The 23,892-nt window shown below is 67.0% G+C and carries 21 protein-coding genes; 3 read left to right on the top strand and 18 right to left on the bottom strand.

Features of this window, described 5'->3' with window-relative positions:
• Positions 1-6: 6 nt before the first annotated feature.
• The 15 genes from WC493_RS07785 to WC493_RS07715 form a co-directional block, all read right to left on the bottom strand.
• Entirely contained in the window at positions 7-1,092 is a 1,086-nt protein-coding gene (locus tag WC493_RS07785; protein WP_373064259.1) for an NAD(P)H-dependent flavin oxidoreductase, read from the bottom strand.
• Positions 1,089-1,958, bottom strand: a complete 870-nt coding sequence (locus WC493_RS07780; RefSeq protein WP_373064257.1) for an enoyl-CoA hydratase — start codon at positions 1,956-1,958, stop codon at positions 1,089-1,091. Before WC493_RS07780 ends, WC493_RS07785 begins: the two co-directional genes overlap by 4 nt.
• Entirely contained in the window at positions 1,955-2,752 is a 798-nt protein-coding gene (locus tag WC493_RS07775; RefSeq protein ID WP_373064255.1) for a CoA-transferase subunit beta, read from the bottom strand. Before WC493_RS07775 ends, WC493_RS07780 begins: the two co-directional genes overlap by 4 nt.
• Positions 2,753-2,762: 10 nt before the next feature.
• Entirely contained in the window at positions 2,763-3,629 is an 867-nt protein-coding gene (locus WC493_RS07770) for a CoA transferase subunit A (protein ID WP_373064253.1), read from the bottom strand.
• Positions 3,630-3,642: 13 nt separating this feature from the next.
• On the bottom strand, positions 3,643-5,208 hold the full coding sequence (locus tag WC493_RS07765; RefSeq protein ID WP_373064251.1) for a FadD3 family acyl-CoA ligase: 1,566 nt from the start codon (positions 5,206-5,208) through the stop codon (positions 3,643-3,645).
• Positions 5,209-5,393: 185 nt separating this feature from the next.
• Positions 5,394-6,185 carry an SDR family NAD(P)-dependent oxidoreductase gene (locus WC493_RS07760; RefSeq protein WP_373064249.1) on the bottom strand — a complete coding sequence of 264 codons (792 nt, stop codon included), beginning with the start codon at positions 6,183-6,185 and terminating at the stop codon, positions 5,394-5,396.
• Between the two features lie 8 nt (positions 6,186-6,193).
• Positions 6,194-6,979 (bottom strand): fumarylacetoacetate hydrolase family protein, encoded by a 786-nt coding sequence (locus tag WC493_RS07755; RefSeq protein ID WP_373064247.1) that lies wholly within the window; start codon positions 6,977-6,979, stop codon positions 6,194-6,196.
• Between the two features lie 13 nt (positions 6,980-6,992).
• Positions 6,993-8,369, bottom strand: a complete 1,377-nt coding sequence (locus tag WC493_RS07750; RefSeq protein WP_373064245.1) for a DUF1329 domain-containing protein — start codon at positions 8,367-8,369, stop codon at positions 6,993-6,995.
• Between the two features lie 33 nt (positions 8,370-8,402).
• Positions 8,403-10,385 carry a DUF1302 domain-containing protein gene (locus WC493_RS07745; RefSeq protein ID WP_373064243.1) on the bottom strand — a complete coding sequence of 661 codons (1,983 nt, stop codon included), beginning with the start codon at positions 10,383-10,385 and terminating at the stop codon, positions 8,403-8,405.
• Between the two features lie 83 nt (positions 10,386-10,468).
• The gene (locus WC493_RS07740) at positions 10,469-11,317 is read right to left on the bottom strand and encodes an alpha/beta fold hydrolase (RefSeq protein WP_373064241.1); all 849 of its coding nucleotides are present in this window, start codon (positions 11,315-11,317) and stop codon (positions 10,469-10,471) included.
• An 87-nt stretch (positions 11,318-11,404) separates the two neighbouring features.
• Entirely contained in the window at positions 11,405-13,834 is a 2,430-nt protein-coding gene (locus WC493_RS07735) for an RND family transporter (protein WP_373064239.1), read from the bottom strand.
• Between the two features lie 15 nt (positions 13,835-13,849).
• On the bottom strand, positions 13,850-14,824 hold the full coding sequence (locus tag WC493_RS07730; RefSeq protein ID WP_373064237.1) for a WD40/YVTN/BNR-like repeat-containing protein: 975 nt from the start codon (positions 14,822-14,824) through the stop codon (positions 13,850-13,852).
• A gap of 275 nt (positions 14,825-15,099) precedes the next feature.
• Positions 15,100-15,978: a VOC family protein gene (locus tag WC493_RS07725; RefSeq protein WP_373064235.1), complete on the bottom strand. Its 879-nt coding sequence runs from the start codon at positions 15,976-15,978 to the stop codon at positions 15,100-15,102.
• Between the two features lie 128 nt (positions 15,979-16,106).
• Entirely contained in the window at positions 16,107-17,168 is a 1,062-nt protein-coding gene (locus WC493_RS07720) for a 2Fe-2S iron-sulfur cluster-binding protein (protein WP_373064311.1), read from the bottom strand.
• Between the two features lie 54 nt (positions 17,169-17,222).
• Complete coding sequence (locus WC493_RS07715; RefSeq protein ID WP_373064233.1) at positions 17,223-18,416, bottom strand: flavin-dependent monooxygenase; 1,194 nt, start codon at positions 18,414-18,416, stop codon at positions 17,223-17,225.
• 238 nt (positions 18,417-18,654) lie between these two features.
• Here WC493_RS07715 and WC493_RS07710 point away from each other — a divergent pair, with 238 nt between their 5' ends.
• Together WC493_RS07710 and WC493_RS07705 are read left to right on the top strand one after the other, a co-directional pair.
• Positions 18,655-19,158, top strand: a complete 504-nt coding sequence (locus tag WC493_RS07710) for a flavin reductase family protein (RefSeq protein WP_373064231.1) — start codon at positions 18,655-18,657, stop codon at positions 19,156-19,158.
• A 112-nt stretch (positions 19,159-19,270) separates the two neighbouring features.
• Complete coding sequence (locus tag WC493_RS07705; protein WP_373064229.1) at positions 19,271-21,502, top strand: penicillin acylase family protein; 2,232 nt, start codon at positions 19,271-19,273, stop codon at positions 21,500-21,502.
• Here WC493_RS07705 and WC493_RS07700 read toward each other — a convergent pair.
• Together WC493_RS07700 and WC493_RS07695 are read right to left on the bottom strand one after the other, a co-directional pair.
• Entirely contained in the window at positions 21,499-21,942 is a 444-nt protein-coding gene (locus WC493_RS07700; RefSeq protein ID WP_373064227.1) for a nuclear transport factor 2 family protein, read from the bottom strand. The genes WC493_RS07705 and WC493_RS07700 overlap by 4 nt on opposite strands.
• Positions 21,939-22,391, bottom strand: a complete 453-nt coding sequence (locus tag WC493_RS07695) for a GreA/GreB family elongation factor (protein WP_373064225.1) — start codon at positions 22,389-22,391, stop codon at positions 21,939-21,941. Before WC493_RS07695 ends, WC493_RS07700 begins: the two co-directional genes overlap by 4 nt.
• A 212-nt stretch (positions 22,392-22,603) precedes the next feature.
• Between WC493_RS07695 and WC493_RS07690 the strand changes: the two genes are divergently transcribed.
• Positions 22,604-23,470 (top strand): serine protease, encoded by an 867-nt coding sequence (locus WC493_RS07690; protein WP_373064223.1) that lies wholly within the window; start codon positions 22,604-22,606, stop codon positions 23,468-23,470.
• 9 nt (positions 23,471-23,479) lie between these two features.
• Here WC493_RS07690 and WC493_RS07685 read toward each other — a convergent pair.
• Positions 23,480-23,892: hypothetical protein (locus tag WC493_RS07685; protein WP_373064221.1), on the bottom strand; the 413-nt coding region annotated here is incomplete at its 5' end.

The raw sequence follows: 23,892 nt of genomic DNA, 5'->3' as shown, positions 1-23,892 counted from the left end.
GTTACCTCATTCGGCGGCGGCGACATCGCGCCGCCCAGGGTTCAGGGCGTCGAGCCGCGCTTCGGCTTCGGCGACGATGCGTTCGATCACTTCGGCGGCCGTGGGCAGGTCGCGGATCAGGCCGGCGACCTGGCCCGAGGGCAGCACGCCTTCGGACGGATGGCCTTCGACCATGGAACGCTGGATCAGCATGGGCGAATTGGCCGCCATCAGCGTCTCGGCCAAGGTCAGCTTGTTGGCGCGGGCATTGGCCAGCGCCGACTTCAGCATCTCGACATAGCCGAGACCGGCGTGCTTGCGGAAGGCAAGGCCGGATTTCAGCGCCTGCCACAGGCGGCCGACCAGCCCGGCCTTTTCGAGCCTTGTCAGCGTCTCGTTCAGGATCATGCGCATGGGCGCGCCGTCGACCCTGGTCGAGATGATGATATTGGTGATTTCGCTGGTCACATAGCGCTGCAAGGTCTCGCGCGGCACCGGGCTGTCCGAGGTCATCAGGAAGCGGGTACCCATGGCGATACCGGCCGCGCCATAGGCCAGTGCGGCGGCGAGGCCGCGCCCGTCCTTGAAGCCGCCGGCCGCGACGACCGGCACCTTCACGGCGTCCAGCACCTGGGGGATCAGCAGGTTGGTCGGCACCGAGCCGGTATGGCCGCCGCCCTCCCCGCCCTGCACCGTCACCATGTCGGCGCCCATCTTCACCGCGGCGACCGCATGTTTAACCGCGCCGACGGTCGGAATGCAGACGATGCCGGCATCCTTCAGCTTGGAGACCAGCGCCGCCGAAGGCGAACGGGAATAGGAGACAGCTTTCACGCCGTGCTTGATCGCCATGTCGAGCATGTGATCGGCGCCCGGCAGGAACATGTGGAGGTTCAGGCCGAAGGGCTTGTCGGTCAGCGCCTTGACCTTCAGGATCTCGGCCTCGATCTCCTCCGCCGGGATCACCGCGCCTGCGAGGAAGCCGAAGGCGCCGGCATTGCTGGTCGCGGCGACGAGCTGCGGCGTCGCCACCCAGCCCATGGCGGTCTGCAGGATCGGATAGCGGCAGCCGAGCCGTTCGGTCAGCGGCGTCGTGAGGGCGGGATGGGTCATTCGCCGCCCTCCGCCTTTCGCTGCGACTTCGCCATGGCCTTGCCGTCGAAGCCGGCCAGCGTGTCGCCCTGGACCAGCGTGTTGTGGACATGGGCGAAGTGGTGATAGCCGAAGGCATTGTCCATGCCGGCGCGCTTGCCCTGCAGGTCCTCGATGTGATTGACCACCTGCTTGGCCAGGGCCAGGCCCATGCGCGGCATGGCGGCGATCCTGTTGGCGATGGCATAGGTCTCGGTCTCGAGCTGGTCGCGCGCGACGACCCGGTTCACCATGCCCATCTGATAGGCGCGTTCGGCCGACATGCGTTCGCCCAGGAAGAGGAATTCCTTGGCGATGCGGGCGTTCAGCTCGTGGACATGAGCGAAATATTCGACGCCCGGAATGCCCATGCGCACCACCGGATCGGCGAAGAAGGCATCGTCCGCCGCGACGATCAGGTCGCACACCCAGGCCAGCATGAGACCGCCGGCGACGCAGGCGCCCTGCACCATGGCGATGGTCGGCTTCGGAATGTCACGCCAGCGCCGGCACATGCCGAGATAGACTTCCTGCTCGCGCACGAAGAGCTTCTCGCCGCCTTCGCGACCGACATGGTCCCACCACAGGTGCTTGCGGTCGAAGCTCTTGTCGACGTCGCGGCCGGGCGTGCCGATGTCGTGCCCGGCCGAGAAATGCTTGCCCGCACCCGCCAGGACGATGACCTTCACGTCGTCGTCGTCGACCGCCTGCTTGAAGGCAGCGTCGAGCGCATAGGTCATCTGGCTGTTCTGGACGTTGTTGTAACGGATCCGATCCATGGTCAGGGTGGCGACCGGACCTTCGACCTTGTAGTGGACCGGTTCGTCGGTCTCGTAGGTGATCGTCATGCCGCCTCCTGCCGGATGCCCGGGGGGTTGTCCTTGAACACCGTGGCCCGGAGATTGTGCGGGTCCAGCACCTCGCGGATCAGGCGGAGCTGTTCCGCCGTCGGCGCCGGGGTTTCGCTCGCCGTGTCGCGGCCGAGGAGCGGGAAGCCGGTGGCGGCCTGGACCTGGTCGAAGGTCACCCCGGGGTGCAGGTGGCGCACGCGGATCGCATGATCCGGCCCGCCGAAATCGAGCACCGCGAGATCGGTGACGATCAGGCGGAGGTCGACGAAACGGCCGGACTTGCCACCGGAAAGGCGTCCCGGCTTGTAACCGACGCCCGAGACCATATCGACCTCACCCTCGACGAAGACGCGGGTCGAATGATTGGGCACGAACATCGAGTTGATGTGATTTATCGTGTTGCCCGGAATGCCGCGCACGCCGAGCAGCGCCGCCTTCGGCTTGCGATAGTCCGGCCCGACCGCGGAGATGTTCTGCTGGCCGAAGCGGTCGACCTGCACCGGGCCGGTCATGGCATGACGATGCCCCTTGTAGACCACGTCGAAGACACGGGCATAGGTCATCCAGCCCTCGACCTTGGGCACGTAAGCGCCGCGCTTGCCGACCGGCACCGGCTCCTCGACCAGATAGGCTTCGCCGTCGGTCATCATCAGCTCAGGCGCGAAGCTCGCCTTGGCGAGCGAGGCGGCGAGGCGCGGGATCAGGCCGATGCCGGAGGCCAGCACTTCGCCGTTGTCGCGCCAGGCTTCCGCCGCCGCCGTGATGCAGAGTTCCGCCAGGGTGAAGCTCATGTCGGTCTCCTCAGAACACGGGCAGCGGCAGGGCCGCGATCTTCTCAGGGCCACCCACGGCGGCGAGATAGGCGTCGTGGTCGATGCCGTCGACGAAACGGGCGCGCCAGTCGCCGAAGCCGGCCTCGTTGTAATCCTTGAGGTGTTTCAGGTCGAAGCCGTAGTCCGGGCCGGAGCTGGTCGGATGGGCGCCGAAGGGGACATGGGCGACGCCGGTGACGCAGGAACGTTCGACCAGATGGTGGCGCATGCCCGGCATGCCGCCCAGTTCCGCGGTCGAGACCAGGCGGTCGCAGGTGACGAAGGCCTTGTCCGCCGCGCGGCAGAACCATTCGTCGAAAAAGGGATCGGGTGCCGTCACGATCGCATTGCCCAGCCGGTCCGCCGCATTGGCGTGGACGAAGGCGGCGTCGAGGGTCAGCGCCGGCATGGCGACCAGCACTTCGCCGTCGTCATAGGGCGAGGTCACGGTGCGCAACTCGCCGTTCAGCGTCTCCACGTCGGTACCGAGGCCGGCGCGCGTGGGCAGGAAGGGCAGGCGCATGGCGGCGGCACGGAGCCCCCATTGCAGCATGCCCTCGTCGATTTCCAGCGTCTCGAAACTGCCGGCCTGGCGGGCCGAGCGGTAATGGTTGTCGAGCGGGATCATGTCGAGCGAGACGAAGCCGAACACGAGCTTCTTCAGCTTGCCCGAAGCCGCCAGCAGGCCGATGTCCTGGCCACCGTAGGAGACCACGGTCAAGTCCTTCACGTCCGAGCGCAGGATTTCGCGCACCAGGGCCATGGGCTTCCGCCGCGCCCCCCAGCCGCCGATGCCGATGGTCATGCCGTCTTCCAGCGTGGCGACCATCTCGGCCAAAGTCATGCTCTTGTCCATGCCACCTCTCCAATCACGCGCGGTCCTGCCGCAGCATGAATTTCTGGACCTTGCCGCTGGCGGTCAGCGGCAGGGCATCGCAAATGTCGACCTGGCGGGGCGCCTTGTAGTTGGCCATGTTGGCCCGGCACCAGGCGAGGAATTCGGTGGGATCGATGGTGGCGCCCTTGGCCGGCACCAGGATCGCCTTGGCCACTTCGCCCATGCGCTCGTCGGGAATGCCGATCACCGCCGCCTGGGCGACGTCGCGCCTGCTCAGGATGATGTTCTCGATCTCGGCCGGATAGCAGTTGAAGCCGCCGACGATGAACATGTCCTTCTTGCGGTCGGTGATGCGGAGGTAACCCCGTTCGTCCATCACGCCGATGTCGCCGGTGTGCAGGAAGCCGCGGGCATCGACTGCCTCCCGCGTTGCCGCCTCGTTCTCGAAATAGCCGGCCATGACGTTGAAGCCGCGCACCAGGACTTCGCCCTCTTCGCCCATGGGCACCGGATTGCCGGCGTCGTCGGCGCAGATCACTTCGACGCCGGGAATGGGCTTGCCGCAGCGATTGGCGATCGTCTCCGGATCGTCGCCCCGCTCGCACATGGTCACCACAGGCGCCTCGGTCAGGCCATAGGCGGTCAACACCACGTCGAATTTCAGGTCCGAGAACATGCGGCGGATCAGGTCGACCGGCACACTGGCCGCGCCGGTGACCGCGAGGCGGAGGGACGAGATGTCTCGCGTCTTGTAACTGCCGTCGCCCAGGATCGACTGATAGACCGTAGGCGCGCCTGGCAGCACCGAGACCTTTTCGGTCTCGATCCGGTCGAGCAGGCGGGCGGTATCGAACACCGCTTCCGGCAGGCAGGCCGCGCCCTTGAGCAGGCAGGCGAGCCAGCCGGCCTTGTAGCCGAAGGAATGGAAGAAGGGATTGACCACCAGGAAGCGGTCGGCCGGGGTCAGGCCCGCGACCGAAGCCCAGGTCTCGATCGTGCGGACAGTCTGGCCGTGGGCGGAGACGACGCCCTTCGGAACCCCGGTGGTGCCGGAGGTGAAGAGCATGTCGGAGGCGTCTTCCGGGCGCAGGGAAGCGAGGCGGACCGCCGCCGCTTCTGCCGGCACCAGGGCGCCACGGGCGAGGAATTCGGCCCAGGACGAGTCGCCGCCGGCGTCGCCACGCAGGATCACGGTGGCCTCGAGGTCCGGCAGCTCCTCGCCGGCCAGCATGGCGGGATAGTCGAAGCCGAGGAAGCCGCGCACGGTGAGCAGCAGCTTGGCCCGCGACGCGCGCAGGATCTGCCCTGCCTCGCGCCCCTTGAAACGGGTATTGAGCGGCACCAGGACGGCGCCGGCCGATTGCAGGCCGACCGCGGCGACGATCCATTCCGCCATATTGGGCGCCCAGATCGCCACCCGGTCGCCCTTCTCGATGCCGGCCGCCATGAAGGCACGGGCGGCCGCCTCACGCGCGGCGTCGAGTTCGGCGAAACTCAGGGTGACGCTGCCGTCGGAAATGGCCACGCCATCCGGCCAGCGGCGCGCGGCAGCGGCCACGGCACCCGGGATGGTCGCGGCGGGAAGAGCCTCGGCCATGGGTCAGCGGGCCCCAATCCCGTCCGATCGCCTATGCCGCCGGTCCATCTGCTCCTCCGCTTGTCATTACCGCACTGCGGCGGCTTTTCGTCATCTGGACCCTAGGCCGAAGCCCTGCCAGCCGGAAGTATCCGGGGGCGAATTCTGCGTTCGCACCTGAGAACAATCAGGTGCGATGCAGAAGATTACATGCCGGGCGTATAGGTCATCGGCATGGGCACGGTCAGGCCGCCATCCACCTTGATTTCGGTGCCGGTGATCATCGCGGCCTTGTCGCTGCACAGGAACAGGATCGCATTGGCGATCTCTTCCGGTTTCACCAGGCGGCCGAGGGGGACGTCCTTCACCATGCCGGCGACCAGCTTGTCCATGCCGCCGAACATCTCGCCGACCGGCGCCAGCATGGGCGTGTCGACGTAACCCGGAATCACCGTGTTGCAGCGGATCGGCGGCTGGAACAGCGCACCCGAAAGGGCGACCGACTGGCTGATCATGCGGACCGCCGCCTTGGTCGTGCAATAGGCGAAGGAACCGGCATGGCCGTGCAGGCCCTGGACCGAGGAGATGTTCACCATCGCCCCGCCCCGGCCCGTCCCGGCGATCGCCAGGAGCCCGTGCTTGCAGCCGAGGAAGGTGCCGGTCTGGTTGATGCCGACCACCCGGTTCCAGTCCTCGAGTTCGGTGATGGCGACCGAGGACGGCGGCGCGATGCCGGCCGCATTGACGACATAGTCGAGCCCGCCGAAACGGCCGACCGCGGCCTCGACCGCGGCGATCCAGCTCGGCTCGTCGGCGACGTCGAGGCGGACCGCGAACGCCTTGTCGCCGATCGCCGCCGCGGTCTTCTCCGCCAGGGTGACATTGATGTCGGCGATGACGACCGAGGCGCCGCCGGCCGCGAAACCCTCGGCCGTGGCCCGGCCGATCCCCGAGGCACCGCCGCTGATCAGGGCGACGCGACCGGAAAACTCACCCATGGCAAACCTCACGCGACGAAATTGGCATGGCAGCAGCCGATGCCTTGGATGGTGACGCAGATGGCGTCGCCCGCCGTCACCGGGATCAATGCGGCGAGCGAGCCCGACAGGATCACTTCCCCCGCCTTCAACGGAATACCCCGAGCGCCCAGCGTATTGGCGAGCCAGGCGACGGCATTGACCGGCGAATCCAGGGTGGCGGCGCCCGCCCCGGTGCCGACGATGCGGCCGTTCTTCTCGATCACCATGCCGGCGAGGGCGAGGTCCAGCGTCGCCGGATCGACCAGCCGGTCGCCCAGCACGAAGACGCCGCAGGAGGCATTGTCGGCCACCGTGTCCTGGATCGCGATCTTCCAGTCGGTGATGCGCGAGTCGACGATCTCCAGGCAGGCGATGACGCCTTCGGTCGCGCGCAGCACGTCCGCATTGGTGATGCCGGGACCGATCAGGTCACGCTTCAGGACGAAGCCGATCTCGCCCTCGGCGCGGGGCTGGATCATGGTCGACATCGGGATGTCGCCCCGCTCCGGCACCGCCATGTCGGCCAAGAGCAGGCCGAAGTCGGGCTGCGTCACGCCCAGCATGGACTGGACGGGACGCGAGGTGACACCGATCTTCTTGCCCACGACCGCATTGGCAGGCCCGATCCGATGCCCGAGAAACGCCTTCTGGATCGCATAGGCGTCGTCGATCGTGATCGGGAAACCGCGCGACGTGAGCGGTGCCACCGTCCGCCGGGCGGTGAGGGCCTCGAACAACTCGAGGCCCAGGGCTTCGACGGTGGCCTGTTCCATCGCCGCCTGCCGCTCAGACGCCGCGGCGCTTCAGCGCCTCGGGCGTATAGTCCGAGACCTTCTTGCCGCCCAGGTTGAACTTGGGCTTGCTCTTCTGTTCGTTGGTCAGACGGTCCGCCATATAGGCGCCGGAGACCAGGTCGTGATAGCAGCAGACGCGGGTCATGAAGATCTTGGCCGCATAGTCGTAGGACAGGGTATTCATCGCGAAGCGATAGAAATTGCCGCGGGCGTCATACATGTCGGCCAGCAGCGGCAGATGGGTGTCCTCGTCGACATAGAGGGTGCGGGCGCCGTAGATGTGACGGATGCCGTCCTTCAGCTTGGCCTTCAGCACCCAGACACGGTGCAGTTCCCAGCGCATATACTCGGGATTCACGTGCGACTTGCCGAGCAGGTCCTTGTAGGCGACCGACGGGTCCTCGATCTTGTAGTTGTTGTAGGGTACGAAGATTTCCTTCTTGCCCACGAGCTCCCATGTGTAGCGCTTGGGCGACTGCGCCCAGAGACGGGTGTCGTCCACGGTGTGGAAGCCGCCCGGCCCGAGCGGATAATCGCCGGCCACTTCCGGTGCCTGTTTCACCCGGCGGGTGCCCGGCACATACTGATAGGCCATGGTCGGTTCGGCGTCGAAATCCCAATGCTCGATCACCAGGGCGATGGCGCCGCGGTCGCGCTCCGGCTTCGTGGTGGTGCGGAACAGGGCGGAGGACAGCGGCGGCTTGTCGTCGCGCGGCACGCTCGGGTCGTAGGGCGGGGCATAGATGTCCCAATCCTGGCCGCCCCAGGCGATGTTGCCGTCTGGATAGACCACCGCCTCGTCATAGACGCCGGTCTCGGTGAAGGCCTTGGTCGCCGTGATGACGTTCCAGATCCCCTCGATGCCCGACTTCGGGAAGGGGAAGGCGGCGCCGGCCTTGACGCCGGTGATGCCTTCCGTGCTCGCCGTCAGGGTGGCGAGCTGGGCGTTCTGCTTGATCTGGTCGTGGGTCCAGTCGTCATAGCGGAAGTCGCGATGGCACGGGTAGACGTGCATCTTGAACGTATCCGGATAGCGCTTGAACATCTCCTGCTGGCCGACCGAGAGCTTGGCCGCATATTGGCTGAAGTTCTGCGCCGTGATCGTGAGGGTCGGCTTTTCGCCGGCATAGGGGTCGGGCAGCGGGCTGCCCGTACCGGCGAAGGAAATACCCGACGGCGCGCCCAGCCACTTGCCGGACCAGGCGGCGATGGAACCGTCGGCATTGCCTTCCTTCACCGCACCCATCGGGGTGAGCGAGGTGCCGAGCTTGGCGATCTCCTCGGGCGTCGCCTTGGCCAGCGCGAAGCGCGGCATGGCAGCGAGCAGACCCGCGGCGCCGACGCCCTTGACGAAGCTTCTGCGATCCATGGGATTTCCTCCAGTCATTGTCAGTCTTATGGGTCAGAACGTGTATTTGGCGGTCGCGATCACATAGTCGCGGTCGGTCAGCGGCCGCCAGACGGTGTCATAGTCGCCGAAGTAGGCGTTGTAGACGACCGCCAGCTCGAGGTTGTTCAGGTAACGGAACTTGACACCGACCGAGGCCCGCACGTCGCCCTTGCCCGAGAGCGTGCCGAGCGAGCCGCTATAGGCCGGATTGCCGAAGGCGATGCCGAAGGAGACGGGGATGAACATGTCCCAGCCGCCCGGGAAGACGTCGGTGTAACCGAACTCGGCCAGGCCCTGGAAGCCCCAGGAGGTCTCATCGCCCGTCAGGTGGTTGAATGCATTGATGTTGTTGCCGTTGCCGTCCTGCAGCGGCTTGCCCTGGGTATCGTAGAGATAGAGCGTGTCGTGGCGCACCACGTGGTTCACGCTGACTTCGCCGACCAGGGTGAGCGAATCCCAGTAGCTCGACGACGGCAGCACCGAGAGCGCGTTCAGATTGGCCTGCCAGATGTCGCCGCGCACCGGCTGCGGCGCCTTGATGCCCGAGATGTAACCGTCGACGAGCATCGGCGCGTCCTGCCGGTAGGCGAAATCGAAGCCGAAGTTGATCGGTCCGATCGAGGTCGACGCGCTCATGCCGTAGAGCTTGACGTTGTCGAAATAGGTGATGGTCGAGGAATAGGGCAGATAGAGCGGCGCGACGACGCCGACGATGTTCTTGATCGCGCCGTTGATCGCGCTCTCCTGGCCGCTGCAATCCTGGCCCAGCAGGCCGCAGACGACGCCGGTCAAACCGCCGAGCACGGTACCGTCGCGGAAGGTGTCGGTGCGCGGCGTGTCGATCGCCAGCACCGGCAGCGGGTTCTTCTCGTGGTACTTGATGAAGTACCAGCCGGTCTGGATCGCGTCGGTCAGGGCGTAGGACAGGCCGAGGCCCCATTGCGCCGTGTTGTTCGGCTTCTTCTCGCCGATCACCGGCACGTCGAAACGCTGATCGTCCGGATTGCCGACGCCCAGCACGTTCTTGCTCAGGATGTCGGAGAGGAGCTGGGCGATCTGGCTCGGCAGCGCCATGCTGCTGCAATTCGGGATGTTGGCGCTCAGCGTGCAGGCCGAGGCATACTGCTGGATCACGCTGGGGAAGGGATTGACCGAGCCATAGGCGAAGGCCGAGCCGGGGCCGACGAGATCGGCCCGGCTGAAGTAGGAGCCGACGCCGTCGAGCTGGGTATTGTCCCAGTCGAACTGATAATAGCCGAGCAGCGACAAGCGGTCGGTGATGCCCCAGTTCATCGAGACCTGCGGGCTCGGCAGCAGGATGTCCTTCACTTCGGCCGCCGGGCTGTTGGCACGCGTCGCGTCCGCCACGCCCTGGCTGAACGAGATATTGCCGAAGAACAGGCTCTCGCCCCAGGCCACCACCTGATTGCCGGCGCGCAGGCTCAGGCTGGTGCCGAAAATGTCGAAAGTGCCATAGGCGAAATAGTCGAGGGCGCGGAAGCGGCCGCCGTTGGCATAGCGGGTCTGGCCCGTGAACTCGTCGGCCGCGCCATATTTGTTGATGCCGTCGGGATAGGGATCGTCGTTCGAATTCTTGTCGTGATAGACGAAGTCGTAGAAGGCGTTGCCGCTCGCCTTGAAGCCGAAGTCCTGATACTTGAAATTGGCTTCGAGCAGGGCGGAGAAGGCATTGGTGATCAGGTCGCCCTTCTCGAAATTACGGTCCGGGTCGTCGAAATTATAGACCTTCGGCGTCTCGGTGCCGACCTTCAGCGTCGGCAGGATCGGCACCTGGGGCAGGATATAGACGGTGGCATATTCCGTCTCCGTGTCTTCCAGCACCTTGTAGCTCGGATCCTCGGCGCGGACGCCGACCGAATAGGCGGTGGTGACGTTGACCGACAGGGTGGCGCCATTGTCGAACTCGAAGACTTCGGCAAGGGCGGAACCGCCCGCCCCGAGAAGCCCCGCGACGACACTGACCTGTGCGACCATCCGCACCGCCGCCCTGCGCTCCGTCTTCCTGCTTCGCCCAGCACCCGCCATAATATCCCCCTTGCCCGCCGTTATCCGGCTTGTCAGACGCCCGAGCGTTCGAGGAACGCCAGACATTCCGCGTTGAAATAATCCCGGTCTTCTATCATCACCCAGTGGCCGCACTGGTTGGACAGGATGACCTTCGCGGTCGGGATGCCCTCCAGCAGGATCTGCGCATGGGCGACCGGCAGGAACTTGTCGTGGGTCCCCCAGAAGCCCAGCACGGGGCATTTGATCTCCGACAGGCGATCGGTATAGACACCGACGCGCATCGAGGCATAGACCGGGATCGGCTGTTCGAGGGCGACCGGCCAGCGCTCGGCCACCGCTTCGTCGGTGATGTGCTTCGGGTCGAACACCAGGTGACCCAGGAGGTCACGGAAGTCCTCGATCGCGAAGGGTCGGTTGGAGACGAACTGCAACATGCGCAGCACGCCCGCCATGGTGAAGGCATATTCCTGCGGCTCCTGCAGGCCGCCCGGCGCCATCAGGATCAGCTTCGGCACGAGGTCCGGGTAATCCAGGGTGAACTGCAGCGCGATGGCACCGCCCAGCGAATTGCCGATCGGCACCACCTGGGTGGCACCGGCCGCCGCCACCAGCTCGCGCATGGAGGGGACGTGGAGATCGGTCGAATATTCGACGTCTTCCGGCTTGTCGGAAAGGCCGAAGCCCAGGTAGTCCGGCGCCAGGACGTGGTAGCCGGCCTCGGCAAAGGCCGACATGTTGCCCTTGAAGTTCGAATAGCCGGAAGCCCCGGGGCCCGAGCCATGCAGGCACAGGATGCTCGGCCGGCCGGCCGAGGGCGTACCGACTTCGTGGTAATGCAGCTTGTGCCCCGACGAGAGCACCAGATATTTTCCCACGGGAATGGAAGTCGCCTCGGTCACGCTGTTTTCCTCCAACTCTTGCGCGGTGATCGTTCCGCGTCTCGGTACCATTACTTCGGCACAAGCGGGCTGCATGGTCCGTACAGACTAGCGCCCGGACACGACGACCCCCTCGCTCGCCGCCGGCTCGGCCGCGGGCTTCCTGGCGAAGCCCTTGGCGGGCAGCAGCCAGGCGGCGAGCGCGGGGAGCAGGAAGATGGCGCCGAAGACATTCACCAGGAACATGAAGGCGAGCAGGATGCCCATGTCGGCCTGGAACTTGAGGGCGGAGAAGGCCCAGGTGAGCACGCCGACCGACATGGTGATGGCGGTGAACAGGGCGGCGGTGCCGCGCTGGCGCATCGCCTCGTAGAAGGCATCGCGCAGGTTACGGCCGCTGTGGCGCATCTCGTGGATCAGGCGCTCGTAGATATAGATGCCGTAGTCGACGCCGACGCCGACGCCGAGGGCGATCACCGGCAGGGTCGAGACCTTGAGGCCGATGCCGAGCCGGGCCATCAGGGCGTTGCAGAAGATCGAGACGATGGTGAGCGGCACAATGATGCAGATCACCGCCTCGAAGCTCCTGAAGGTCAGGAAGCAGAGCAGCGAGATCGCCCCGAAGATCGAGAGCAGCATCTCGAGCTCGGCCTCTTCCACCGCCTGGTTGGTCGCGGCCGTCACCCCGACGTTGCCCGAAGCCAGGCGGAAGGCGACGTTGGGCGTGTTTTCGGTCGCCAGATAGGCCTGGATATCCTTGATCACATGGGCGACCAGGGCGCCGTCGTGGTTCTTCAGGAAGATGTCGACCTTCATCGCCTTGCAGCCCTCGGTGTTGAAGCCGAGGTCGGGATTGAAGGCATAGCCGCCGACGGAGAGCCCGCTGGAGCTGCGCGGCAGGCCGGCCCAGCGCGGGTTGCCCTCGTTCATGCCCGCGATGACGAGCTTGCTGATCGCCGGCACCGTGAGCACCGACTGCACGCCCGAGATGCCGCGGGCATAGAGGTCGAAACGATCGACCGCCGCCATCACGGAATGGTCGAGGCAGGCTTCCGAGAAGCCCGTGGTCTCGACGATCACGGTCAAGACATCGGTGCCGATGTCGTAACGCGACAGGATCGCCGCATTGTCGACGTTGTAACGATCCGAGGGCCAGAGTTCCGGTGCGCCCTGGCCGACGTCGCCGGTCTTCAGGTTGCGCGCCTGGATCGCCGAGAAGCCGGCCAGCACGGCCGCCACGGCGAAGACCGCGAGGGCCGGGCGCTGGGTCGCCAGCTTCGACAGCGCCCACCAGGACTTGCGGATCTCGACGCTGTCGTCGCCCGAATGCTTCACTTTGCGCGCCGATTTCTCGAGGTTGATGAGCGAGAGCAGCACCGGCAGGATCAGCTTGTTGGTGACGATCATCAGCATGACACCCATCGAGGCGGTCATGCCGAGCTCGCGCACGATGTCGATCTCGATCCGCATGATCACCAGGAAGCCGAGGCCGTTGGTGATGAGGGCGAGCGCGCCGGGCACGAAGAGGGCCTGGAAGGCCCGGCGCGAGGCTTCGACCGGGCGGGCACCGCCGATCACCGACTGCTTCCAGGCATTGGTCATCTGCACGGCGTGGGAGACGCCGATCGAGAAGATCAGGAAGGGCACCAGGATCGAAATGGGATCGATGCCGGCGCCGACCAGCGGCAGCAGGCCGCCGAGCCAGATCACCGGCAGCAGCGCCACCACGAGCGAGAGACCCGTGAGTTTCCACGAGCGGCAATAGAGGAACAGCAGCACCGCGGTGATCAGGAAGGAGATGCCGAAGAAGGCGATGACGCCGAGCAGGCCGTCGACGATCGAGCCCACGATCATCACGAAGCCGATGATGTTGACCTCGATATTGGCGTTCTCGTATTTGGCGCGGATCTCGTCCAGCTTGTGGGCGAGCTCGTAGTAGTTCACGCGCACCCGCTCGCCGCCCACGTTCTCCTGGATCTCGAACATGATCATGGCGTCGTGGGCGTCGTTGCCGACGAAACGGCCGATGATGCCGGCATCCTCGACGTTGCGGCGCACCTGGGCGAGCTGGTCGTCGGTCTTGGTGAAGGTCTCGGGGATGATCGGCGCGCCGATGAAGCCTTCCTCGGTCACCTTGGTGTAGCGCACGCTGGGCGAGAACAGAGAGATCACCCGGGTGCGGTCGACATTGGGCAGGAAGAAGGCCTCGTTGTGCAGAGCCTCCATCGCCGTCATGAATTCCTTGTTGTACATGTCGCCCTGCCCCTTCCAGTGCAGGTTCAGGACGACGCGGTTGTGCCCCGGGAAGATGAAGGCATATTCGGCGAAGGCCTTCATGAAGGGGTGGTGGATCGGAATCAGCTTGGCGAAGCCGGGGTCGAGCTGGATGTTGCGCGCCTCGTAGCCGAGCACGCCGGTGATGCCGACCGCCAGCGCCAACACGACGAAGCGGAAGCGCAGCAGGAGGTTGGAGCAGCCCTCGACGACGCGCTGGCCGAAGGTGGCGGGGGCGGCATGGGCGTGATGGAGCTTCGACATGTCACTGTCCCCCTGTCACTGGCCGGTGACGAGCGCCGCGAGCGGCCGATCCAGGTTGAATTGGGAAATGCCCTTCTCGCCGCCCAGCAGCAGGCGGCCCGGGGCGAGTTCGAGCAGGGCGACATAGGCTTCGCGCCCACCCGACTGGGCGGCGTGGAAGCTGGTGCCGCCGTCGGACGAGACGAGCACGGTGGCGCCCTGGCCGATCAGCACGACGCGCCCGTCGGCGAGCAGCAGGCCGCCGAAGAGCGAGGCTTCGACGCCGGTGTCGATCTCGGTCCAGCTGTTGCCGAAGTCGTCGGTCCTGAACACGTGGCCCAACATGCCGTAGGCGATCCAGCGCCCGCCCGGGGTCCGCACCACGCCGTAGAGCGAGCCGTTGTAGGGGAGCTGCACGGCTTCCCAGGTCTTGCCGCCGTCCGCCGTGCGCATCACCTGGGCCATCTCGGCCGCCACCATCATGCGACCGTCGGCGGCACAGGCGATGCCGTTCAGATGCGGCCCGTCCGGCAGGTCGACCGGCACAGGCGCGAAATCCTTGCCCTGGTCCTGCGAGACCAGGAAGGCGCCGAAGGAGCCGACGGCATAGACCGTGCCGGCCCCCGCGGCGCAGAGGCCGAACAGCGGATCGGACGATTCCTCGGTGAAGCGGACCGTCTGCCAGTCCCGGCCGCCGTCGGTCGAACGCAGCACGACGCCGTCGTGGCCGACCGCCAGCGCCTGGTCGCCGCCGATGCCCGCGACCTGGGTCAGGGTGGCTTCGATCCGGGCGTGTTCGGCCGTGCCGGTCACCTCGGCGTCGTGCCAGCTCTGCGCCTTGTCGTCGGAGATCAGGATATGGCCGCTCTCGCCCACCGCGACCAGGCGGTCACCCACCGCAGCGAGCCCGTTGATGCGCAGCCGGCCCGGGTTCGTCTCGGTCGCCGGATATTCGGGCAGCGGCCGCGGCCTGAAGGCATATACCGCGATGCCGGCAATCAACGCCGCCATCAAGAGTCCCACCGCGCGTCCGGCCATCGACCTTGTTCCCCTCCCCGCCGGGTGTTTTCGTCACCCGTCCGCTGCGCCTTGGCGCGCGGTGTTTTCGCCATGCTTACCCGCCCGCACCCTGGGCTCCAAGGGCCGTTAGCGCGAAACTGGTATCAATCGCCAATCGACTCAGAAAACGGGAGATTTCGCCGACACCGACCGAGGCTCGAAATGACCGTTACCGGGCGAAATCTCCCGTCGCGCGGGGGACGGGCCCCCGCACGAAACCGATACCGTCAGCCGCCCAGGCGGTGGCCCCAATGGCTGGTCGCCGTGGTCTCGAAGACTTGGTGGTTGGTCCAGTCCTTGACCAGGCCGCCCCAGCCGTATTCGAGCGCGAAGCCGCCCGGCGTGAAGACGTAGAAGGAGATCATCTCGTCGTTCACATGCTTGCCGAGGCCCATGACGACGGGCACCTGATACTGCGCCACCCGGTCGAGCGCACGGCCGACTTCGTCGAGATTGTCGACCTCGATCATCACGTGGATGCAGTTGGCCGGGCTCGGCATTTCGGCCAGCGCCAGGGAGTGCTGGCGCGGGTTGCAGTGATAGAACTGGATGCGCATCGCCGGCATACCGGGGAGCATCGAGATGCGCAGGATGTCGGAAAGGCCGAAGTCCAGCGTCTCGGTCCAGAACTTGTGGGTGGCATCGAAATCCATCGGCGCCGGCAGCACGACATGGCCAAGGCCCATGTCCTTGGTGACGAAGCCGGAGACGCCGATCGGCGAGACGAAGCGCGAGAAGTCCGAGATCGGACCCCAGTAGACTTCCTGCACATTGCCGGCCGGATCGATGAAGCTGAAATAATCCTGCACGTAGCGGATCTTGGCGCCTTCGGCGCTGCCATCGGTGACGGCGACGCCCTTGGCGACCAGTTCCTCGCGGGCGGCGCGGAAAGCGATCTCGTCCTGGACTTCCCAGGCCGAGGCGATCAGCCCGTCCTGCTCGGCAGGCAGGATCAGGAAGCGGAACTGACGACCGTCCATCTTGAGGTGCAGGCGGCCTTCGGGCGCATCGATCGCCATCAGACCCAGCACTTCGGTAGCGAACTGCCGCCACTTCTCGATGTCGGTGGCACCGACGACGACATAGCCCAATTCACGGATCTGCACGCTTTTCCTCCCCCGATTGCACCGGGTTTGACCCTTGACGGATCACACCCTAATCCAACGAGGCTCCCCTTCATCGTCCGCATGGACTAATTGAATTTGATTCATTGACCCGCTTCGGTGCAAGCGATTCAATCGGGGAAGGCGACTTTTACCTTGTCGGTCAGAGGCAGGGCCTGGCAGGCCAGAATCCAGCCGTCGCCCAAGTCGGATTTGTCGAGGACGCTGTTCTTGGTCATCTCGACCTTGCCTTCCTCGAGCTTGCACATGCAGGCGCTGCAACTGCCCATCCGGCAGGAATAGGGCGCGTCGATCCCGGCTTCGAGGATGATGTCGAGGAGATGGCGTGAAGTCGGCCAGTCGAGCCTGTGGGTGACGCCGTCGAGCGACACTTCGACCTCGGCCTTGGGTCCGGATTCGGCCGCCGCGGCAGCCGCCTTGGCTTCCGCCTCGATCGCCGCGATGGCAGCGACGGGATCGCCGTCGAGCGAAATGAACTTCTCGAGGTGGATGCGGGTCCGGGCCACGCCGAGGCTGGTCAGCGCCTCGACGACGCCGTCCATGAACGGGCCGGGACCGCAGATGAAGGCATCGTGGCTCGCCGCATAGGGCTTCACCAGATCGGCCAGGAGGGCGGCCCTGGGCAGGCCCTGCACACTCTCGAGCCAATGCAGCAGGGTGACGCGGCCCGGGTTGGCGGCCGCCAGTTCGCGCAGTTCGGCTGCGAAAATCACCGATTTTTCGTCGCGGTTGGCATAGACGACGACGATGTGACCCTTGCCCTTCAACAGGGCGGATTTCAGGATCGACAGGATCGGCGTGACGCCGCTGCCGCCGGCGAAGAGCAGCAGGTCGCGGTCCAGATTCTTCGGCACGAAGACGCCGGCCGGCGGCAGGACTTCGACCACCGAACCCGCCTCGACATTGTCGCACAGCCAGTTGGAGCCGATACCGCCGGCGACCCGCTTCACCGTGACCTTATGCGCCTCGCCCGTGAAGGGCGAACTGGCCAGCGAATAGCAGCGCGCCACGGTGGCGCCCGGCTCGCCCAGGCGGAGCGTCAGGAACTGCCCGGGCCTGTAGTCGAAGCGCTGGGCCAGGTCGGCCGGAACCTCGAAGATTACCGACTTGGCATCGGCGGTCTCGGCGACGACGCGCGCCACTTTCAGCGAATAATATTGCAGCGGCAGCATCGTCACCCGTCCCGGCTCCCCTCGTTCTTCCGCCCCCTCGGCGAGGGCGCAGGATCAGATGAAAAAGTCCTGGTTGTCGAGGCCCAGCATGACCCGGCCCCAGTTCCGGCCGATCGAGTCCTGCTGGTTCGCGGCATGGGCCCGGGCGGTCGAGAGGTCGGCGAAGATTCTGGCGAAGGGCAGGCCGTTGAAGACCGCCGCACCGCCGCCCGCCTTGAAGATGCGCTGGGCCAGGTTGACGCAGCGTTCCGGCACTTCGGCCGACTGGTAGCGATACTTCATGCGGTCCTCGATCGGCGTGAAGATGCCGGCCTCGGCCTGTTCGTACATCAAGCCGATGTTGCGGCGAAGCACCAGCTTCATGGCGTCCAGCGCCGCCACCGTCTCGGCCACCACGAGCTGGGCCGAACCGTCTTCCGCCGTCTTGGCGCCGGTCACCGTGGTGCGCTTGGCGGCATATTTCACGAAGGCGTCGAGCATCGCCTGCAGGCCGCCCAGGGTCGAGGTCGAGACCGCGCGGATGAAGATCTGCGCGAAGGGCACGCGGTAGAGCGGTGCGGTGTTCACCGCATTGCCCGGGCTCATGCACATCAGGGCGTCGGCCATCTTGTGCGTGCGATATTCGGGCACGAAGGCGTCCTCGACCACGATATCGTGGCTGCCGGTGCCACGGAGCCCCAGCGTGTCCCAAGTATCGACGATCTCATAGTCCTTGCGCGGCAGCAGGAAAGTGCGGGCATCCATATTGCCGGATTCCGGATCGACCATGCCGCCGAGGAAGATCCAGTCGCAATGCTCGCAGCCCGACGAGAAGCGCCAGCGGCCCGAGAAGCGGAAGCCGCCTTCGACCGGGGTCGCCTTGCCCGTCATCATATAGGTCGAGGAGATCAGGACCGAGGTGTCCTGGCCCCAGACATCCTGCGCCGCCTGGTCCTCGAACAGCGCCATCTGCCAGTTGTGGCAGGCAATGACGGCGTAGCACCAGGCCGACGACATGTCGCCCTCGGCCAGGGTCATCAGGATGTCGTAATAGACATGCGGGTGCATCTCGAAGCCGCCCCAGCGCTTGGGCTGGAGAACGCGGAAGAAGCCCGCCTTCTGGAAGTCGGCGATCGTCTCGGGCAGCACCTTGCGTGCTTTTTCCGTCGCCGCGGCGCGTTCGCGCAAGACCGGGACCATGGCGCGGGCGCGACGCAGAAGCTCGTCGGCATCCGGCGCCACCATGTTCACTTCGCTGCTGCCGTCCATGGCCTGTTTCCTCACGATCGGTACGTTGTTCTGGACATCGCCCGTGCGACGTCCGCCGTGTCGGGGATCATGGGAGCCGAGGACGAGAGCAACATCGTCTAAGCGGACTAACTCATTCGACCCGACATGCAGGCTTTTTCGACCCCCTCCAAGCAGACGATGCGGGCTTGCCCGGACCGATCAAAATCGGCTCAACTGTCGGGGTGATCGCTTACCCCGCCGCTGCAGGATGTCAGCCATGGCCGAAAGCCCCATTGTTCCCGCCCCCGACCTGATCGCCGCCTTCAAGGGCGCGATGCGCCGCCTCGCTGCGACCGTCACCATCGTCTCGACCGGTTCCGACGGCGAGCGCCAGGGCATGACCGCGACCGCCGTGACCTCGGTCACCACCGATCCGCCGGCCATCCTGGTCTGCGTCAACCAGAGCGCCAGCCTGCATCCCGCGCTGCAGGACGGCACTCGCTTCTGCGTCAACCTGCTGCACAACCGCCATGCCGAGGTGGCCGGTGCCTTCGGCGGCAAGCTCCAGGGCGCCGAGCGTTTCTCGGCCGGGGAATGGGCCGACGGCCCCCATGGCGTGCCCTATCTGGTCGATGCTCAGGCCAACATCTTCTGCCGGGTCGACGCCCTGATGCTCTATGGCACCCATACGATCTTCGTCGGCAAGGTCGAGGAAGTGCGCCTGTTCGGCGATGTTTCGCCCCTGATCTACCAGGACGGCCGCTACATCAAGGCGAGCTGAGCCAGGGAATCCTCCCAGCCCCCCGGCAAAATCAACGCAGTGGGGCAAGTGCCCTGGACCGTAGCGCCATGGCCTGCGCTAGGATGACCGCCTGTATCGTGTGCGGTGATCCATGGGTAAGCTTTGGGGTGCTTTGGTCGGCGCTGGGCTGGCCTTTCGGGCGATCGCCGGCCGCCGGCCGCGGCCCCTTTCGATCGACCAGCGCTTGGCCATGGTGCTGGCGCGGGCGCCGGTCGAACACTCCCTGACGGTCCACTGGGACGAGCACCAGATCCCCGTGGTCGAGGCGGCCACGGACCGCGACCTCGCGGTCGGCCTCGGCATCGTCCATGCCCATCTCCGCCTCGGCCAGATCGAGATCATGCGCCGCCTGGCACTCGGCCGGGTCGCGGAGATGATCGGGCCACTCGGCGTCGAGCTCGACAAGAGCCTGCGCCTGCTCGAGCTCGGCCGCGCCGTGCCGGCCATGATCGAGACCATGCCGGGCGAGACCCGCCTCTTCATCGACGGCTTCCTGGCCGGCTACAACCACCAGCTCCTCGGCCAGGCCGAGCTGCCGCCCGAATGCCGCCTGCTGGGGATCGGGCGCGAGGCTTGGTCGCTGCCCGATTTTCTCACCCATGCCCGGCTGATGTCGGCCGATTCCGCTTGGCTCGCCTGGGGGCGGCTGTTGCGCGCCAGGGCGGCCCTGCCGAAAGCGGAATGGACCAGGCTGTGGCACCGCCTGCTCGCGGCCGGCGCCCCGGCGGCCCTGACCGCCCTGCCCGAGACGATGGCCGAGCGGGTGCTGGCAGCGGAAGGGCGCCACGGCAGCAATTCCTTCGCCGTCGCCGCCTCGCGCACGGCGGGCGGCGCGCCCTTGATCGCCAGCGATCCCCATCTGCCGCTCGCCCTGCCCAATCCCTGCCTGATCGCGGGGATGCAGTCGCCGTCCTATCGGGCGGTCGGCCTGATGATGCCGGGGGTTCCCTCCATGCCGATCGGGCGCAATCCGTGGATCGCCTGGGGTGGCACTAATCTCTATGCCCAGACGAGCGACCTTGTCGATGTCGCCGGCCTGCCGCCGGAAGCCTTCGAGAGCCGGCAGGAGGTGCTGCGCGTGCGCGGCGCGAAACCGGTGACGATCACGCTGCGGCGCTGCCCCCTCGGCCCCGTCGTCTCGGACGGCGCCATGATCAAGACCGGCGGCACCACGGCACTCCGCTGGGTCGGCCACGCGCCGAGCGACGAGATCGGTGCCATGCTGGCAATCGCCCGTGCGCACGATTTCGAGGGTTTCGAGGCGGCTGCCCGGCGTTTCGGCCTGCCCGGGCTGAACCTCACCTTCGCCGGGGCGGACGGGCGCATCGCCCATCTGCGCGCCGCCCATGTGCCGCGCGGCCGGCGCCCCGATCCGGACGACCTGATCCTGCCGGCCGAAGCCGCCTGGGACTTCGACGATTACGCCGATGCCGGCGACCTGCCGATGACGGTCGATCCCGCCGCCGGTTTCGTCGTCTCGGCCAACGAGGCACCGCCGCCGGGCGGCCCCACCATCGGCCATTTCTTCGCCCCCTCCGACCGTGCGGAACGCCTGACGGCCTTGCTGACCGCTCGACGAGACCTCCGGCCGGAGGATCTGATGGCACTCCAGCGCGACGTTCACCACGCCCCGGCGTTCGACTTCCGGGACTTCCTGGCCGCGCGGCTCCCCGCGCCGGCAGGTCCGGCGGAAATGTGGCTGGTCCAGCAACTGACGGCCTGGGACGGGACTTACGGCGCGGATTCGACGGGTGCCGCCTGTTTCGAGGTGCTGCTCGCCTGCCTGATGCGGGTCCTGCCGAAGAACACCGCCGGCCCGGCCTATGAGGCCGTCCGCCAGGCCCGGGGGCTGATCCGCCAGGATCTCGAAGCCCTGCCCGGCGCCGAACTGGCGGCGGCACTGGCGCGCGCCTTGCCGGTGGCGGCCCGCCGGCTGCGCCGCCGCCCCTCCTGGGGCGCGTTGCACCGGCTCGAACTCCGCCACGGCCTGGCCGCCCTGCCGATCGCCGGCCGGCATTTCAAGGTGGCCGGCATCGCCGCCGCCGGCTGCAACGACACGGTGAACAAGACGGCCCACGGCCTCGCCCCCGGGCGCCACCGGGTCGGCTTCGGTGCGGCCGCCCGCCATGTCTCCGACCTCGGCGACGCGGATGCCAATCACTTCGCCCTGCTGGGCGGCCAAGACGGCTGGTTCGGCAGCGCCAACCTCGCCGATCTCGCCGCCGGCTGGAACGCCGGGGCCATGGTCACCGTGCCGCTCCGCCTCGACAGCCTGCGCCGCCTGTTCCCGCGGAAGACGGCGATCGAGCCACTGAACAGCTAGTGCAGCAGGCCGCCCGGCGGTGCCTCGTCGTCGTCGGGCTCCGCCCCTTCGTCGCCCTCATCCTGCAGCGTGCCGGCGAGCGGACTCGCCTGATGATGGACCAGGCGCCATTCGCCGTCTTCCAGCACCAGGATGTTGGTCGCCGAGAGGGCGTGGTCCTCGATCACCTCGACCAGCACGACCATGGCCGCCGTGGTCCCCAGCATCAGCACCTGTTCACCGTGGCAGACGACCTGGGGCGACGACGGATTGGCCAGGATGTCGGTCCAGGATTTCAGAATCTGGGTGCGGTCGGTCAGCGGCGGCCAGCCGGGATGGATGCAGGCGACCGGCGACCGCCGCGCCCAGAGGGCGCGCATCGCGCGGGCGTCGCGCTGGCGGAAGGCGGCGTAGAAGGCCCGGTTGACGGCCAGCACCGCCTGTTCGACCGACATCGTCATGGCGCCGCCGGCAGGCCGAGGGCGACCACTTCGAGGACACGGTCGCCGGCCGGGCGGCGCCATGTCACGGTATCGCCGACATGCGCCCCGACCAGCGCCCGGCCGAGCGGCGACAGGCAACTGACGCGCCCGGCGGCAGGATCGGCCTCGTGCTCGCCCACCAGGGCGACCGCCATGGCCTCCCCCTCCTCGTCCTCGACCGTCACCACGGTGCCGAAACAGGCGGCATCCGGCACCGCGGCGAGCGGCGGCACCACCGTGGCGGCGGCGAGCAGGGCGTCGAGCCGAGCCTTTTCGCGGGCCACCTCCATGCCCTCCTGGCCGTCCAGGGCGGCACGGCGCGCAGCCAGCGCGCGCTGGCCGGCCGGGCTGATCAGGTGGGGGGCGACCGCGGGCAGTTCGACCTCGGCCGCGGCGGTATCGTCTTCTTTGACGAAGGCTCTGCTCAATCCCGTTTCCTCTTCGCCCGTGCTAAAGCATCTTCAAGCGAATTGAATCCGGTTCGCCGTCCGAAGATGCGTCAGAACGAAAGGTTAGAGCATCGGCGGAATGCCGCTCATTCCGCCGATGCTGCATTCATCCTAACAGCCTGTGGCCAGGATCATAGACTTCGGCGTGCCATCGGCGATCCTGTCGACAACCACCGAGGAAGCCTTCCGTCATGCCCCGCCGCCACGCCTTTCTGCTGTTCGCCGCCGCCCTCGCCGGAACGGTCGGCGCTTCCGCGGCGCTCGGCGACAGCGGCACCCTGAGCCGCAGCGCCATCGGCAACACCCAGGACGCGGCCCCCCTGCCCAAGCGGCCGGGCCGCAGCGCCCCGCCCGCAGGCGAGCCGGATCCGCGCCACGGCGCCCGCCCGGGCGGCGATCCGGCCGATGTCGCGGGCCTGCCGCCACTGCCGCTCTCGGCGATCGGCCTGGTCGATTCCCCGTCGAGCTTCTGCACCGGCACAGTGGTCGGACGGCGCAGCGTGCTGACCGCGGCGCATTGCGTGTTCAACGATTTCGGCTCGGTCCGACTGCCCTCCAGTTTCCTGGCCGGCCACGGCGACGCTGGCGACGCCATCGAGGCGAAGATCGTCGAAGCCTTCGTGCCGCCCGCCTTCGACCTGACGAAATTCAACGACACCAACGACATCGACGGCCTGGACTGGGCCATCCTGGAACTCGACCGCGACATCGGCGACGTCACCGGCATCGTCGACATCGCCCGCCTGGACCGCCGGGGCCTGAAGGCCCTGAGCGGCGGCAGTCGCGGCTTCGTCCAGATCGGCTATGGCGAATCCGACGGCGACCGGGTCACCATCCGGCGCGACTGCAAGGTGATGGAAGCCTGGGACGACAATACCTTCGGCCACCTGTGCGGCAGCGTGCAGGGCGATTCGGGCGGCCCCGACCTCGCCCTGATCGATGGCCGCTGGCAGATCATCGGTATCGAATCGGCCGAAGTGGACACGGATTCGACCCGTGGCGTCGACATGGCAGTGGCCGCCGCCGCCTTCGCGGCGGAAGCCGGCCGCCACCCCTGACCCCTCGACCTAGCCGTTGCGGCCGAGCAGCGCCGTGGTGCAGCCCGGCGCGCCCGAGAGCTTGCCGCGCATCGCCTTGCCGTCCGGTGTCAACTGAAGCTCGACGCCGACCATGGCATAGCCGGTCGGGCGCTGAATCCAGGCGTCGGGAAACAGCGTCAACTGGCGATCGCCCGGCCCCGGCGCCGTGCCCACGACTCGGAAGCGGCCGGACGGCACACCCGGATTGGACGCCACGGCATAGAAGGAGAAAACCGCGGTGATTTCGCCGTTCGCCGGTGCATCGAACATGATGTCGATGCCGGTCAGGCCCTGGGCGCAGGTATAGGTGCCGGTCCAACTGCCGGAAAAGCCGGTCGCCGCCGCGGGCGGGCTGGGCTTGAAGGGCGCTGGCGCAGGCGCCGCCGGCGTGGGCGCTGGCG

Source organism: Zavarzinia sp., from assembly GCF_041650655.1.
Classification (GTDB): domain Bacteria; phylum Pseudomonadota; class Alphaproteobacteria; order Zavarziniales; family Zavarziniaceae; genus Zavarzinia.
The sequence above is the reverse complement of the archived record's forward strand: the minus strand, read 5'-3'. Positions and strand labels throughout refer to the sequence as shown.

Excerpts from the sequence above, each read along its gene's own strand:
- WC493_RS07705 (WP_373064229.1), top strand. The coding sequence starts at position 19,271 with ATGGGTAAGCTTTGGGGTGCTTTGGTCGGCGCTGGGCTGGCCTTTCGG.
- WC493_RS07775 (WP_373064255.1), bottom strand. The coding sequence starts at position 2,752 with ATGAGCTTCACCCTGGCGGAACTCTGCATCACGGCGGCGGCGGAAGCC.
- WC493_RS07690 (WP_373064223.1), top strand. The coding sequence starts at position 22,604 with ATGCCCCGCCGCCACGCCTTTCTGCTGTTCGCCGCCGCCCTCGCCGGA.
- WC493_RS07770 (WP_373064253.1), bottom strand. The coding sequence starts at position 3,629 with ATGGACAAGAGCATGACTTTGGCCGAGATGGTCGCCACGCTGGAAGAC.
- WC493_RS07745 (WP_373064243.1), bottom strand. The coding sequence starts at position 10,385 with ATGGTCGCACAGGTCAGTGTCGTCGCGGGGCTTCTCGGGGCGGGCGGT.
- WC493_RS07760 (WP_373064249.1), bottom strand. The coding sequence starts at position 6,185 with ATGGGTGAGTTTTCCGGTCGCGTCGCCCTGATCAGCGGCGGTGCCTCG.
- WC493_RS07715 (WP_373064233.1), bottom strand. The coding sequence starts at position 18,416 with ATGGACGGCAGCAGCGAAGTGAACATGGTGGCGCCGGATGCCGACGAG.
- WC493_RS07785 (WP_373064259.1), bottom strand. The coding sequence starts at position 1,092 with ATGACCCATCCCGCCCTCACGACGCCGCTGACCGAACGGCTCGGCTGC.
- WC493_RS07755 (WP_373064247.1), bottom strand. The coding sequence starts at position 6,979 with ATGGAACAGGCCACCGTCGAAGCCCTGGGCCTCGAGTTGTTCGAGGCC.
- WC493_RS07750 (WP_373064245.1), bottom strand. The coding sequence starts at position 8,369 with ATGGATCGCAGAAGCTTCGTCAAGGGCGTCGGCGCCGCGGGTCTGCTC.
- WC493_RS07710 (WP_373064231.1), top strand. The coding sequence starts at position 18,655 with ATGGCCGAAAGCCCCATTGTTCCCGCCCCCGACCTGATCGCCGCCTTC.
- WC493_RS07735 (WP_373064239.1), bottom strand. The coding sequence starts at position 13,834 with ATGTCGAAGCTCCATCACGCCCATGCCGCCCCCGCCACCTTCGGCCAG.
- WC493_RS07700 (WP_373064227.1), bottom strand. The coding sequence starts at position 21,942 with ATGACGATGTCGGTCGAACAGGCGGTGCTGGCCGTCAACCGGGCCTTC.
- WC493_RS07765 (WP_373064251.1), bottom strand. The coding sequence starts at position 5,208 with ATGGCCGAGGCTCTTCCCGCCGCGACCATCCCGGGTGCCGTGGCCGCT.
- WC493_RS07780 (WP_373064257.1), bottom strand. The coding sequence starts at position 1,958 with ATGACGATCACCTACGAGACCGACGAACCGGTCCACTACAAGGTCGAA.
- WC493_RS07720 (WP_373064311.1), bottom strand. The coding sequence starts at position 17,168 with ATGCTGCCGCTGCAATATTATTCGCTGAAAGTGGCGCGCGTCGTCGCC.
- WC493_RS07730 (WP_373064237.1), bottom strand. The coding sequence starts at position 14,824 with ATGGCGGCGTTGATTGCCGGCATCGCGGTATATGCCTTCAGGCCGCGG.